This is a genomic window from Caulobacter sp. B11 (assembly GCF_002737765.1).
GTDB lineage: Bacteria > Pseudomonadota > Alphaproteobacteria > Caulobacterales > Caulobacteraceae > Caulobacter.
The window spans coordinates 1-11,856 of record NZ_PEGG01000127.1; the positions used below are offsets into that span (position 1 = coordinate 1).

11 protein-coding genes and 2 pseudogenes are annotated in these 11,856 nt (G+C 69.7%); 4 read left to right on the forward strand and 9 right to left on the reverse strand.

Features of this window, described 5'->3' with window-relative positions; all coding sequences use genetic code 11:
* A partial coding sequence (locus CSW58_RS06585; protein ID WP_143755108.1) for an ATP-binding protein occupies window positions 1-1,100 on the reverse strand: 1,100 nt, incomplete at its 3' end.
* Window positions 1,097-2,047 carry a CHASE4 domain-containing protein gene (locus CSW58_RS06590; RefSeq protein ID WP_161494580.1) on the reverse strand — a complete coding sequence of 317 codons (951 nt, stop codon included), beginning with the start codon at window positions 2,045-2,047 and terminating at the stop codon, window positions 1,097-1,099. The genes CSW58_RS06590 and CSW58_RS06585, both read right to left, overlap by 4 nt.
* A 347-nt stretch (window positions 2,048-2,394) precedes the next feature.
* Here CSW58_RS06590 and CSW58_RS06595 point away from each other — a divergent pair, with 347 nt between their 5' ends.
* Both CSW58_RS06595 and CSW58_RS06600 read left to right on the forward strand, forming a co-directional pair.
* Window positions 2,395-2,832, forward strand: coding sequence for a hypothetical protein (locus tag CSW58_RS06595; RefSeq protein ID WP_099446757.1), 438 nt, complete (start codon window positions 2,395-2,397; stop codon window positions 2,830-2,832).
* Window positions 2,829-3,509, forward strand: coding sequence for an HTTM domain-containing protein (locus tag CSW58_RS06600; protein WP_099446753.1), 681 nt, complete (start codon window positions 2,829-2,831; stop codon window positions 3,507-3,509). Before CSW58_RS06595 ends, CSW58_RS06600 begins: the two co-directional genes overlap by 4 nt.
* A 27-nt stretch (window positions 3,510-3,536) precedes the next feature.
* Here the strand turns inward: CSW58_RS06600 and xylD are convergent, their stop codons facing one another.
* From xylD to CSW58_RS06630, 6 genes and pseudogenes are all read right to left on the reverse strand, one after another.
* Complete coding sequence (xylD, locus tag CSW58_RS06605; RefSeq protein WP_099446754.1) at window positions 3,537-5,252, reverse strand: xylonate dehydratase XylD; 1,716 nt, start codon at window positions 5,250-5,252, stop codon at window positions 3,537-3,539.
* Window positions 5,253-5,407: 155 nt separating this feature from the next.
* Window positions 5,408-6,173 (reverse strand): annotated as a pseudogene (locus CSW58_RS06610) (SMP-30/gluconolactonase/LRE family protein).
* A gap of 145 nt (window positions 6,174-6,318) precedes the next feature.
* Window positions 6,319-7,068 (reverse strand): D-xylose 1-dehydrogenase, encoded by a 750-nt coding sequence (xylB, locus tag CSW58_RS06615; RefSeq protein ID WP_099446755.1) that lies wholly within the window; start codon window positions 7,066-7,068, stop codon window positions 6,319-6,321.
* Between the two features lie 5 nt (window positions 7,069-7,073).
* The gene (locus CSW58_RS06620) at window positions 7,074-8,510 is read right to left on the reverse strand and encodes an aldehyde dehydrogenase family protein (protein ID WP_099446758.1); all 1,437 of its coding nucleotides are present in this window, start codon (window positions 8,508-8,510) and stop codon (window positions 7,074-7,076) included.
* An 18-nt stretch (window positions 8,511-8,528) separates the two neighbouring features.
* Window positions 8,529-9,622: pseudogene (locus CSW58_RS06625) on the reverse strand (fumarylacetoacetate hydrolase family protein).
* Window positions 9,623-9,816: 194 nt separating this feature from the next.
* Window positions 9,817-10,878 carry a LacI family DNA-binding transcriptional regulator gene (locus tag CSW58_RS06630; protein WP_099446756.1) on the reverse strand — a complete coding sequence of 354 codons (1,062 nt, stop codon included), beginning with the start codon at window positions 10,876-10,878 and terminating at the stop codon, window positions 9,817-9,819.
* 99 nt (window positions 10,879-10,977) lie between these two features.
* Between CSW58_RS06630 and CSW58_RS15015 the strand changes: the two genes are divergently transcribed.
* Entirely contained in the window at window positions 10,978-11,268 is a 291-nt protein-coding gene (locus CSW58_RS15015; protein ID WP_236627690.1) for a nucleotidyltransferase family protein, read from the forward strand.
* 264 nt (window positions 11,269-11,532) lie between these two features.
* On the opposite strand, the gene CSW58_RS16130 is transcribed toward CSW58_RS15015, so the two are convergent.
* The gene (locus tag CSW58_RS16130) at window positions 11,533-11,724 is read right to left on the reverse strand and encodes a hypothetical protein (RefSeq protein WP_369825099.1); all 192 of its coding nucleotides are present in this window, start codon (window positions 11,722-11,724) and stop codon (window positions 11,533-11,535) included.
* Between CSW58_RS16130 and CSW58_RS16135 the strand changes: the two genes are divergently transcribed.
* Window positions 11,714-11,851 (forward strand): hypothetical protein, encoded by a 138-nt coding sequence (locus CSW58_RS16135; RefSeq protein WP_369825100.1) that lies wholly within the window; start codon window positions 11,714-11,716, stop codon window positions 11,849-11,851. The two genes, CSW58_RS16130 and CSW58_RS16135, sit on opposite strands and share 11 nt — an antisense overlap.
* Window positions 11,852-11,856 lie beyond the last annotated feature (5 nt).

Consider the following 11,856-nt stretch of genomic DNA (forward strand, 5'->3'; position numbering starts at 1 on the left):
CCTGGCGCTCGTCGCCGCCCTGGTCCAGGTGGCGGTGTTGCTGCGGGCCCTGGCCACCTGACCGTTTCGCACCGCTTGGACGATAGCCTAGGCCCGACCTGGAACCGTGACGCGATCGTCCAGTGAGGCGAGTACGGCTGCGTAGAGCGAGGCGACCTGCACGGGCTGGCGATCACGCCATCCATACCGGCTTGGGCATATTCTTCGAGATGATGGTCAAGCGTATTGGCGGTGAGGGCCAGGATGGGCGTGCGAGGCCGGCCTTCCCGAGCCTCCTTCAGGCGGATCAGGCGCGTCGCATCGATACCGTTCATGACCGGCATCTGTATGTCCATCAGGATCACGTCATAGGCGCCCGCGCCAAAGCGTTCGACGGCCTCGGCGCCATCGGTGACGAAATCCAGCTCACTCCCCAGGGGCTCAAGCAGGGCCTTGAGGACAAGCCGATTGGTCTCATTGTCCTCGGCCGCGAGGATTCTCAGATCCGGCCGTCGAGCGATCATGGCGATGGTCTCTGGCAGGGCGGGGCCTTGGTCGTCCAGCGCGCCTTGCAGCGGCAGGCGCAGCGAGAACCTTGATCCCACAGTCTCGGTGCTGACGGCCTCGATGTCGCCCCCCATCAACAGGGCCAGTTCCCGCGAAATCGCCAGTCCCAGGCCGGTGCCGCCCTGGCGGCGCGTCGACGACTCGTCGACCTGCGAAAACTTTTCGAACAGCCGATCGCGCTTGTCGGCGGGCACGCCGATGCCGTCGTCCTCGACGGCGATGACCATCATGTCGTCCTGACGCTCGGCCATCACCCGAACGCCGCCGCGTTCGGAGAACTTGATGGCGTTGGAGATGAGGTTGAGGAGGATCTGACGGATCCGCGCCGGGTCGCCCATCCAGCGGCCATTGGCTGATGGATGCAGGTGGGTCGACAGGGTCAGGCCTTTTGCGGCGGCCACATCGGCATAGGATCGACAGGCGCCCTTGATCAGGTCCGCGAGATCGAAGGCGATCTGCGAAACCTCCATGTGGCCGGCTTCGATCTTGGAGATGTCCAGCACGTCATTGAGGACCGCCAGCAGGCCCTCCCCGGAGCGAAGAATGGTCTTCACCCGCTCAGCCTGGGGGCGGCGAGATTGTCTCGCGACAGGGCCTGGGCCATGCCCAGAACGCCGTTCAGGGGGGTGCGGACTTCGTGGCTGATATTGGCGATGAATCGGGACTTTGCGACGCTGCTGGCCTGGGCCTTGTCGCGCGCGGCGATCAGTTCATTCATGGTCGAGCGCAAGGCGGCGTCATTCTGGCGAAGCCGCTGGAAAAGGGTCCTGATACGACGTCCAAGGGCGAAGATGACGGCCCCGAGGAGCAGCGCCACGAAGGCGAACACGCCGGCGCCGCCCTTGAGGATCTCGGCGCCAGGCCGCCGCACCCGCCAAAGAAGCGATCCGACGGAACGCCCCTCCGGACCGATCAAGTTGACGGATCCGAGGGTTTCGCCCGGCGCGGCCGAGAGCTGAAGCCGGCTCAGGTTCACCCCGTCTCCCAGGGCCGTCAGGTATCGCGCATCAAGCGTCACGCCCGTCGCGACCGCTACGGCGGGGGCTGGCCCAGCCGCATTGCCGCTGTTGGGCGCGACGGTCGATACGCCAATCAGATGGATCTTCCCGCCATCCCGCACAAAGGCTGACAGCCACACGACATTCCCGGACGCCGGCGGGCCTGGCGGCTCGACACCCGTGCGGCGCCGGAACTCTTTTCTCTGGGCGTCGCGCACCAAGGGCGCAGCCGCCGCGGCGATCGACTGATAGCTCGGCGGCGGCGCGACCCGTCCGTGGAGCGACCCGTAGATGGGCGTACCGGCGCTGTCGAAGACGAGAGTGAAGTCATGTTCGAAGGATGAACTGTAGTAGACACCCAGGTGTTGATCGACCCAATCGAGATCTATTGGCCCACGGACATGGGCATAGGCTTCGTTCCAGCTTGTGGCCGAGGCCGTTTCGGCCGCCATTCGCTGGAGAGCGGTGTTCAAGGTCCGCTGCGCCAGAGCCGTTTCTTGCACGGCCTCATAATAGTTCAGGGATCGCCAAGCGTAGACAAGCGAGCCGAGCCCGCCCAGAGCGACCAGACAGACCAAGGCAACAGACAGGGCGACTATGCCCTTCGCGCTCGCGGTGTCAGTGACCGGGCGCGCCGCGCTCATCTGTGCCTCATGACTGAAATCTCTCAGATTAGATCAGACGCACGCGAACCCGAGCGTCAAGGCCTTCAAAATGGTCGGACGGGAATTCGGCTGCGGCATAAGGACTCCCAGGCCCTCGCCGGACCTCTGAGGAATTTGGCCTCCTTCCTGGCGTGGCCGAGTCGCCGCTTCCCAGGGCGCGCTTCGGCGACCTAGGGTGGGGCCTGATGTTCAAGCCCCTCGCCCTGTTGGCCCCGGCGCTGATTCCGTCGTGGAACTTCTTCGACGTGATCGCGCCTTCGCCGCGCCTCGAATACGCCCTGGGGACCTCGGCCGCCGCCGCCGCCGGTCCGTGGCGGGCCTTTCGGCCCTTGCCGCCGCGGGTCGCGCCCCTGGAGATGCTGCGCCGGCTGGTGTGGAATCCGCGCTGGAACGAGACCCTGTTCCTGGTCAGCTGCGCCGAGCGGCTGATCAACCATCCGACCGCCCACAGCGAGGATGAGATCTTCCGCCGCCTGGCCGCCGACCTGGCCCGCGGGCCAGACCCCGAGGCCGGCAAGCCCTGGCTGAGCTTTCGGCTGGTGTTCCTGAGCCGCGAGGGCGAGGCGTTGGTCGAGACCGAGCTGTTCCGCGCCGCGCCGCGCCTTCGGGCCGACCTCCGATGAGCCTGGAGACCGCCGCCCGCCTGAGCGAGATCCTTCTGGCCCTGGCCCTGATCCAGCAGAGCCTGGAGCACCTGCGCGGCGGCCGCGACGAGCAGATCCTGTTCCTGACCCGGATCGGCCTGTGCGGTCTGGTGATCGCCGGGCTGGCCTCGCCCTGGCCGCTGGTCGCCCTGGCCGGGCTGTCGCTGCTGATCCTGCAGCGCTTCCAGGGGCCCTATAATGGCGGCAGCGACCGCATGGGCCTGCTGGCCCTGTGGTGCCTGACCCTGTCGCGGCTGATGCCCAGCCTGGCCCTGCGCGAGCTGGTCTTCGGCTATCTGGCCGCCCAGCTGGTGCTGTCCTACGTGATCTCCGGCGGGGTCAAGATCGTCAATCCGGACTGGCGCAGCGGCCGGGCCCTGCGCGACGTCTTCCAGTTTTCGGCCTATCCGGTCGCCGAGAACCTGCGCCGCCTGGCCGAGCGCCCGCGGCTGCTGCGGGCGATGTCCTGGGCGGTGATGCTGTTCGAGCTGGCCTTTCCCCTGGCCATGGTTTCACGCGTCAGCCTTGTCGTGGCTCTGGCGGTCGCGGCGAGCTTCCACCTGGCCAATGCCTGCCTGTTTGGCCTCAACCGCTTCTTCTGGACCTGGCTGGCGGTCTATCCGGCCATCCTGTGGCTGCAGGCCCGGCTGGTCTGAGACCGGCCGGGCCTGGCGCTCGGCGCCTCAGTGATTGTGGCGCGGCAGCTTGGCCGCCAGGTCCTGGTACTTGACCGCGAACTCCAGCACCGCCCCGGCGTCCAGCTGGCCGGTCTGGGCGCGGTAGATCTCCTGCCAGGGGGTCATGGACTCGGGAATCGGCGGCAAGCCGTCCTTGCGGCGTTCGGCGATGGTCGCTTCGTCCACCAGGGCGTCGCAGCGGCCGGTGTTGAGGTCGACGCGGATCAGGTCGCCGGTGCGCAGCCAGGACAGCCCGCCGCCCACCGCGCTCTCGGGCGAGGCGTTGAGGATCGAGGGGCTGTCGGCGGTGCCCGACTGGCGCCCGTCGCCCAGGGTCGGCAGGCTCATGATCCCCTTCTTCAGCAGGTGATCGGGCGGCTGCATATTGACCACCTCTGCCGAGCCGGGCCAGCCGATCGGGCCCGCCCCGCGGATCACCAGCATGGTGTTCTCGTCGATGGCCAGGGCCGGGTCGTTGATGCGGGCGTGATAGTCGTCGGAGCCGTCGAACACCACCGCCCGGGCCTCGAAGATCCCCTCGCGGCCCGGCTCTGACAGGTAGCGGGCCCGGAAGGCCGGGCTGATGACGCTGGTCTTCATGATCGCGAAGTCGAACAGGTTGCCCTTCAGCACCAGGAACCCGGCCCGTTCGCCCAGCGGCTGGGCATAGGGGAAGATCACCTCGCGGTCCTTGGTCTCGCGGCCCTCGAGGTTCTGGGCCAGGGTCTGGCCGGTGACGGTCATGCAGTCGCCGTGCAGGCGGCCGTTCGCCAGCAACTCCCACAGCACCGCCGGCGCGCCGCCGGCCCGGTGGAAGCGCTCGCCCAGATACTGTCCGGCCGGCTGCATGTTGACGATCAGCGGAATGTCATAGGCCGCCCGCCAGTCGTCGGGGGTGATCTCGATCCCGGCGTGGCGGGCCATGGCGACGATGTGCGGCTGGGCGTTGGTCGAGCCGCCGGCCGCCGCCACCAGGGCGATGGCGTTCTCGAAGGCCTGCTTGGTCAGGATGTCCTTGGGTTTGACGTCGTCATAGGCCAGGTCGACGATCCGCTGGCCGGTGCGATAGGCCATCTGGCCGCGCTCGCGATAGGGGGCCGGAATGGCCGCGCAGCCGGTCAGGGACAGGCCCAGCGCCTCGGCCACGGCGTTCATGGTCGAGGCGGTGCCCATGGTGTTGCAGTGGCCGGCCGAGGGGGCGCTGTCGGCGGCGCGGGCCAGGAACTCGGCCTCGTCGATCTCGCCGGCCGCCAGCTTGCGGCGCGAGCGCCAGATCACCGTGCCGGAACCGACCAGCTCGCCGTCATGCCAGCCGTCCAGCATCGGTCCGCCCGACAGCACGATGGCCGGGATGTTGACCGTGGTGGCGGCCATGATCCCGGCCGGGGTGGTCTTGTCGCAGCCGGTGGTCAGGACCACCGCGTCGATCGGATAGCCGTGCAGGATCTCGACCAGGCCCAGATAGGCCAGGTTGCGGTCCAGGGCTGCGGTCGGACGACGGCAGTTCTCGAAGATCGGGTGGACCGGGAACTCCATTGGGATGCCGCCGGCGTCGCGGACGCCGTCACGGATGCGGCTGACCAGGTCCAGGTGGATGCGGTTGCACGGCGACAGGTCGCTGCCGGTCTGGGCGATGCCGATGATCGGCTTGCCGCTACGCAGCTCTTCGGGCGTGATCCCGTAGTTCATGAACCGCTCCAGATAGAGGGCGGTCATGTCGATATGGTCGGGATTGTCGAACCAGTCGCGCGAGCGGAACCGGCGGGGGGGCGTTCAGGGGAGCTCAAGGCGCACCTCGTACTGGGGCTGGCCGGCCACGGCCACATCGACGGCGAACAGGCCGCCTGAGAGCGGACAGGCGTCCAGTTCGGCCGGGCTCATCCTTTGCGGGCGGTGGTGAGATAGAGGGTCTTCAGATTGGGGCCGCCGAAACAGGGCTTGGTGACATGGGGCGCGGGCAGGGCGATGCGGTCGACGATCTGGCCTTCGGGCGAGAAGCGCAGCACGCCGGCGCCGCCCCACAGGGCGGTCCAGACATAGCCCTCGCTGTCGACCACCGAGCCGTCGGGCCAGGCCTTGTCGATCTCGACCTGGGCGAAGACGCGCTTATTGGTCAGGTCGCCGTGGGGATCGACATCATAGGCCCAGATGGTCTTGGCCAGCGTGTCGGTGTGGTAAAAGGTTCCGCCGTCCGGGCTTATGGCCGGGCCATTGGTGATGCAGACGCCGTCGTCCTGTTTCACCGTCTCGCCGTCGACGGTCAGCCGGTAGAGCGCGCCGCTGTCGACCGCCTCGCCGTCATGCATGGTGCCGAACCACAGCCGGCCCTGCGCGTCGACGGTGGAGTCGTTGGGACGGTTGTCCAGCTCGGGCGGCTCGATCTCGCCGATCAGGTCGAAGGCGCCGGTGTCGGCGTCGAACCGATGCAGGCCGCTCTTCAGCCCGCCAGGAAGCCGCCGCCGGCCACGGGCGCGACGAAGGAGACCTGATCGGGGCGGTGAAGCTCCTGCGATCGCCCGTCGCCGGGTCGAAGCGGTGGACGCTGTGGCCCTTGATGTCGACGAACCACACCGCCTCGCCATGCCAGATCGGCCCCTCGCCGAGGGTGGCTTGCAGATCCCAGACGCAGGTCGGTTCGGGCATGGGTGCGTTCCTTCAGTAGCCATCGCCGTATACCCCCTCCGGCCCTCCGGGCCACCTCCCCAGAGGGGGAGGATCTTCGCCGCGCCCGCCAGATGCTCCCCCTCTGGGGGAGCTGTCGTGAAGCGACTGAGGGGGTTTTCGCGCCCTATCGCCAACCGGCGTCGATCCAGTACTCATGACCCGTGCACAGGGCCGCGTCGTCCGAGGCCAGGAACAGCACCAGGGCGGCCACGTGGTCGGGCAGGATCCGGCCCTTCAGGCACTGGGCCTTGACGATCTGCGCTTCCCCTTCGGGCGTGTACCACTGCTCCTGGCGCTTGGTCTTGACGTTGCCGGGCACGACGCAGGTGACGCGGATGTCGTCGGGGCCCAGCTCGCGCGCCAGGGCCCGGGTCATGCCCTCGACGCCGGCCTTGGCGGTCTCGTAGAGCACTAGGTCGGGCAGGCCCAGATGCCAGCTGATCGAGCCGAAATTGATGATCGCCCCGCCGCCCCGCCGCTTCATGCCGGGGGCGGCGGCCTGGGCCGCGAACAGCATGTGGCGCAGGTTCACGCCGATGCGGTTGTCCCAATAGGCCGGGGTGATCTCGGCCAGGCCGTGGCGGTCGTCATTGCCGGCGTTGTTGACCAGGATGTCGATGTCGCCGATCTGGGCGAAGGCCGCCGTCAGGGCGTCGAGATCCATCAGGTCGCAGGACCTGTAGACCGGCGCGATGGCGGCGTCGGGCGTCAGCCGGTCCACCAGGGCCAGGGAGGCGGCCTCGGCTATGTCGAGAAAGATCACTTCGGCGCCCTGGCGCACGAAGCCGGCGGTCAGGCCCGCGCCGATGCCGCTGCCGCCGCCGGTGATGACGACCCGCTTGCCCTTCAGGCTGGGATAGAGGGCTGAGGACATGCGGCTTACGACCACGAATACGAGGTTTTGGTCTGGGTGAAGAACTCGACCGCCGCGAAGCCCTGCTCGCGGGCCCCGTAGCTGGAGCCCTTCGAGCCGCCGAACGGCACGTGATAGTCGACCCCGGCGGTGGCCAGGTTGACCATGGTCATGCCGGCCCGGGCGTGGCGCTGGAAGTGGCGGGCATGTTTCAGGCTGGTGGTGGCGATGCCGGCCGAGAGCCCGAACTCGGTATTGTTGGCGACCTCGAGGGCCTCCTCATAGGACTTGACCCGGAGGGTCGAGGCCACGGGGCCGAACACCTCCCCGGTATTGATCCGCATCGACGGGTCGGTGTCGGTGATCAGGGTCGGCTGCACGTACCAGCCCGGGGTCGGGAGCGTCAGCCTCTGGCCGCCGGTGACCAGGCGGCCGCCCTCGCCGGTGGCGATGTCGATATAGCGGTAGCTGGTCTCCATCTGGTCCTCGCTGACCGCCGGCCCGATCTGGGTGTCGGGGTCAAGGGCGTTGCCGACCCGCAGCGCGGCGACCTTTTCCGCCAGCAGGGCCACGAAGCGGTCATGGACGCCGTCCTGGATGATCAGCCGCGAGGAGGCGGTGCAGCGCTGGCCGGTGGCGAAATAGGAGCCGTCCAGGGCGATGGCCACGGCCCGTTCCAGGTCGGCGTCGTCGAGGATGATCAGCGGGTTCTTGCCGCCCATCTCCAGCTGAACCCGGGCCTGGCGCGCCATGGCGGCGACCCCGACCTGGGCGCCCACGGCCTGCGAGCCGGTGAACGACACGCCGTCGACGTCCGGGTGCTTGACCAGGGCGTCGCCCATCGCCCCACGCCCGAACAGCATGTTGAACACTCCGGGCGGGGCGTCGCAGGCGGCGAAGATGTCGGCCAGGGCCGAGGCGGTGGCCGGGGTCAGGCCGGCGGGCTTGATGACCACGGTGTTGCCGAAGGCCAGGGCCGGGGCGGCCTTCCAGGCCGGGATGGCGATCGGAAAGTTCCAGGGCGTGACCAGGGCGAAGACGCCCACGGCCTGGCGATAGGTCTGGATCTCGACGCCGGGGCGGGTGCTGTCCAGGTTCTGGCCGTGGCGGCGCAGGGCCTCGCCGGCGAAATACTTGAAGATGCGGCCGGCCCGGACGGTCTCGCCGATCCCCTCGGCCAGGGTCTTGCCCTCCTCGCGGGCCAGCAGGCGGCCGATCTCGGCGCCGCGGGCGATGATCATCGTTCCGACCTTGTCCAGCAGGTCCGAGCGCACCTCGGGCGAGGCGTCCGACCAGGCCGGGAAGGCCTTGCGGGCCGCGGCGACGGCGGCGTCGACCTGCGCCTGACCGCCGTCGGCCATCCGGGCGACGATGTCGTGGATGTTGGACGGGTTGAGGCTCTGGCTCGGCGTGTCGCCGGCGACGCGTTGGCCGCCGATGAAGTGATGCAGGGTGTCGGTCATGGCTGGACGTTTCTTCAACTAGAGCAGGCCGCGGGCGGCGAGATTGCGGATCAGGGCCCCGACCCCGAAGGTCCAGGGCGCGGCGGTGTCGCAGGTGACGACCTCGTTCTCGAGCACGCCAAGCCTGGGCGTCGCCACTCGAACCCGGTCGCCGGGCTTGTGGGTGAAGCCCTGGCCGGGTGTGTCGCGGTCCTGGATCGGGGCGAACATGGTGCCCAGGAACAGGGCGAATCCGTCCGGATACTGGTGCTGGGCGCCATGGGCCTGACCGGCCAGCTCGACCGGGTCGCGGCTGATCAGGGCCATGTTGCTGGCCCCGTTCAGCACGAAATCGTCGTGGCCGGTGATCCGCAGCGACACCTCGGCCGAACGGACGTCGTCGAGGCCGAAGGTCGGATCGAACAGCCGCGCGAACGGGCCGATGGCGCAGGAGGCGTTGTTGTCCTTGGCCTTGCTGAGCAGCAGGGCCGAGCGGCCCTCGAAGTCGCGCAGATTGACGTCATTGCCAGGGCGGCGCCACGGATCGTCCCGGCCCCGTCGCACAGCAGCACGATCTCGGGCTCGGGATTGTTCCAGTGACTGTCGGCCCGCACGCCGACCTGCTCGCCCCAGCCCATCGCCGACAGGATCGGGCCCTTGGTGAAGATCTCGGCGTCGGGGCCGATGGCCACTTCCAGATATTGCGACCACAGGCCGTCGGCGATCAGGGCCGCCTTCAGGCGCGCCGCGCCCTCCGAGCCCGGCTGGACGCCGCGCAGGTCGCCGCCCATGCGCTCGGCCAGCTGGGCGCGGATCTTCAGGGCCTCGGCGGCGTCGCCGCGCGCCCGCTCCTCGATCACCCGCTCCAGGGTCGAAACCGCGAAGGTGACCCCGGCGGCCTTCAGCACCTGCAGATCGACCGGGGTCAGCAGCCGCACGTCGGCCTCGTTCGACGGTTCCCAGACCGCGCGAAGGTCGAAGGCCTCCAGCGGGCCCTTGTCGACCCCGGGGGGGATGAGAGCGGTTTCGGCGAAGGCGTTGAGCAGGTCGGCGGTGGTCGGGGCCAGGGCGCTGACATCCTCGACCCGGCCGCCGCGCACCAGCACCGGGGTCGGGCCCGCGCCGAAGTCCATGCGGCCCAGCAGGACGGCGTCACGCCAGTCGTCCGGAAGCCAATCCACAATGCCCAACCGCGTCGCCTTCCCCTTCGAACGTCCGGGCCGTCTCGGCGGCCCCGCGTTCGTGTCTTGAGGGGTGATTGTTAGCGCTAACATGCTGCGCCACGCAAGCCCTCCGCGCGGGCCGCGTCCGGCGCGGCCGGGTCGGATCAGGTCGGGATCGGCGCCGGGCCGGTGGACTCCCGCACGATCAGGGTGTGCGGATGCACGATCTGCCGGGGCTCGCCCGCGCCGCCGCGCTTGCGGCGGATCTCCGCCAGCACGAGGTCGACGGCGGCCCGGGCCATGGCGGCGATCGGCTGGTGGATGGTGGTCAGGGCCGGCCAGATATTGGCGGCGATCGAGGTGTCGTCGAAGCCGACGATCGAGACGTCGCCCGGCACGTCCAGGCCCAGGCGGTGGGCCAGGCCGGCGGCGGCGGCGGCCATGTCGTCATTGCCCGCCACGATGGCGGTGGGCCGCTGGCCGGTCGTCAACAGGCGTTCGGCCGCTTCAAGCCCTGAGCGATAGGTGAAAAAGCCCTGCTCGACCCGGCAGGCGGCGGGGTCGATCCCGGCCTCGGCCAGGGCTTTGAGGCAGCCGTCCAGCCGCTGCTGGCTGGCCGACTGGTTGGGGTGGCCCTTGATCACCCCGAAGCGCCGGTGTCCCAGGGCCAGAAGGTGCCGGGTCAGCTCATAGGCGGCGGCCTGATTGTCGATGCGGATGGTGGCCATGTCGGGGCTCTCCCCGCCCGGGGCCATGGCCACGGCGGCGGCGCCGGCGGCCCGGACCTCGGCCAGAACCTGCGGCGACTCGCACAGCGGCGGCGGCAGGATCAGACCGTCGACCCCGGTCCGCAGCAGGCGGGTCAGGGTGGCGCCGGCCAGTTCCGACGCCGAGCATTTCTCGATCACCAGCTGGGCCCCGGTGCGGCTGCTCTCGTCCAGGGCCCCGACCAGCAGTTCCGACAGATAGCCGGTCGAGGGGTTGTCATAGAGCAGGCCGATCCGGGCCGGGGCCGACCCGGCCAGGCTGCGGGCGGCGGGATTGGGCGCGTAGTTGAGGTTGCGGATGGCGGTTTCGACCAGGGCCCGGGTCTCGGCCCGCACCGTGCTCTCCCGGTTGATCACCCGCGACACGGTCATCGGCGACACCCCGGCCAGGGCCGCGACGTCGCGGATCGTCGCGCTCTGGGTGGTGCGACGGCGCTGACGTTCGATGGGTGCGGTCATGTACTCGGTCCCTGACGGCGGCGAATCTAGACCGCTTTGGGTCCGAAACGGAAGCGAGGCGGGCTTTGCGGCCGGTCGGCGGGAGCGTAAGGCAGGGCCATGGCTCCCTTTGGCGCGATGATCCTGTGCGGCGGCGGCTCGCGGCGCATGGGCCGCGACAAGGCCCTGCTGCGGCTGGACGGCGTCCGGGCGGTCGAGGTCGTGGCCGATCTGGCGCGGGCGGCGGGCGCGGCGGCGGTGCTGACGGCCGGCGCCGACCATGGCCTGGACTGGGTCCCCGATCCGTCGCCGGACGCTGGACCGGTCGGCGGGGTGCAGGCGGGCTGGCGGCCCTGGTCGAGCGCGGCCTGCATCGCGCCCTGGTCCTGGCCGTCGACGCCCCGACCCTGACCCTGGCCGATCTGACCCCCTTGCTGACCGCCGGGTCGCCGGGCGCGACCTATGAGGGGCTGCCGGTCCCGATGGTGCTCGACATCGCCGCCGTGCCGCGCGAGGCGGCGGCGTCCTGGCCCCTGGTCCGACTGGTCGAGCGGGCGGGCCTGGCGCGGCTGTCGTGGCCCGGAAGCGGCCCGGTCCCGGCTTCGCGGCGCCAATACCCCGGAAGAATGGGCGCGGATCGCGCGGCCCTAGCCCGTAACGGGGCGGAGGAGTGGCCTAATAGACGTCCCGGCGATAGCGGCCCTCGTCCGTCAGGCGCTCGAGGGTCTCGGCGTCGAGGATGGTCGCCAGGGCCGCGTGGACCTCGCCGGCCATGCCCTGCAGCGAGCCGCAGACATAGATCGCCGCGCCGTCGGCCGCCCAGGACCGCACCGCCTCGGGCGGCGGCCAGCAGGCGATGCTGCACATAGACCTTCTCGGCCTGATCGCGGGAGAAGGCCAGGTCCAGCCGGGCGATGTGGCCGGCGTCGCGCCAGGCCTCGATCTCGGCTTGCAGGAAATAGTCATGGGCGATGGTGCGCTCGCCGAAGACTAGCCAGT